Origin of the sequence: Paenarthrobacter sp. CM16, assembly GCF_013179505.1 — a bacterium.
Classification (GTDB): domain Bacteria; phylum Actinomycetota; class Actinomycetes; order Actinomycetales; family Micrococcaceae; genus Arthrobacter.
The window spans coordinates 1-1,295 of record NZ_JABMCX010000543.1 but is presented as its reverse complement, the minus strand read 5'-3'; the positions used below and the strand labels follow the sequence as shown (position 1 = coordinate 1,295).

Below are 1,295 nucleotides of genomic sequence, written 5' to 3'. Positions count from 1 at the left end.
CATGCCCGGGGCGCCGAATCAGGCTGGCCCGGTAGGTTCACCAGAGGCCGCGCTGGCGTAGGATTGGAGACATTCCGGCATTAACGCGGGCAGTTAAAGCCTTTGCCGGGATGTCGAATCGATGGCGTTATTAATAACCGGAGGAGAAAAGGCCTGAGGGCCAACACTATGAGTGAATCTTTGAACGGGCGGCTCAGGACCGGAAACGGCAACCAGCCGCCCAACGAGTTCCCGCACACTTTACCGGGCACGCGCACGGAAGTTGTCACTTTCGACAACTCCGACCAGATGGTTCACTCACTGGGCAGCCATGACGAAGCCCTGAGGTACATCGAGGAACAGTTCCAGGACGTAAATTTCCACGTTCGCGGCAACGAACTCTCCATGACCGGCCCCTCCACGGTCATTCCCCGCATTATGCGCCTCCTTGAGGAAGTCCGCGGGTTGGTGGCAAAGGGGACCCTGGTAACCCCGGACGTCCTACAGCAGTTGGTGTCCCTGTTGAGGACGCAGTCCGTGCAGAATCCCGCTGATGTCTTGACCCACAACATTCTTTCCAGCCGGGGCAAGACCATCCGGCCCAAGACGCTGAACCAGAAGAACTATGTGGATGCCATTGACGCAAACACGGTGATTTTTGGTATCGGTCCAGCCGGTACCGGCAAGACGTACCTGGCCATGGCCAAAGCCGTGCAGGCACTCCAGATGAAGGAAGTCAGCCGGATCATCCTGACACGTCCGGCTGTTGAAGCCGGGGAGCGGCTGGGGTTCCTGCCCGGCACGTTGAGCGACAAGATCGATCCGTACCTTCGTCCGCTGTATGACGCCCTCCACGACATGATGGATCCTGAATCCATCCCGAGGCTGATGGCTGCGGGCACCATTGAGGTGGCACCCTTGGCCTACATGCGCGGACGTACGCTGAATGACGCCTTCATCATCCTTGATGAAGCTCAGAACACCACGCCGGAACAGATGAAGATGTTCCTGACGCGCCTCGGTTTTGGTTCAAAAATGGTGGTTACCGGGGACGTCACACAGATAGACCTTCCCCTTGGGGCGACATCAGGCCTGCGGATTGTCCGGGAGATCCTGACTGGCATAGACGACGTCAATTTCTCCATTCTCGAGGCAGCCGACGTCGTACGGCATCGCCTTGTGGCCGACATCGTATCCGCCTACAGCACCTGGGATGATGCGCACCGCAAGGACGCACCAGGCACACATTACAAACGTGGAGAGCGTCAATGAGCATTGAAGTCAACAACGAGTCCGGCGTGGCGGTGGATGAAGCC

The 1,295-nt window shown here is 58.3% G+C and carries 1 protein-coding gene; it reads left to right on the top strand.

Features of this window, described 5'->3' with window-relative positions:
* The first annotated feature begins 168 nt into the window (after positions 1–168).
* Positions 169–1,251, top strand: a complete 1,083-nt coding sequence (locus tag HP499_RS24335) for a PhoH family protein (RefSeq protein WP_172326586.1) — start codon at positions 169–171, stop codon at positions 1,249–1,251.
* Positions 1,252–1,295: the final 44 nt, after the last annotated feature.

What these genes read in the sequence shown, in the direction of transcription:
- HP499_RS24335 (WP_172326586.1), top strand. Translation starts at nt 169, where the DNA reads ATGAGTGAATCTTTGAACGGGCGGCTCAGGACCGGAAACGGCAACCAG.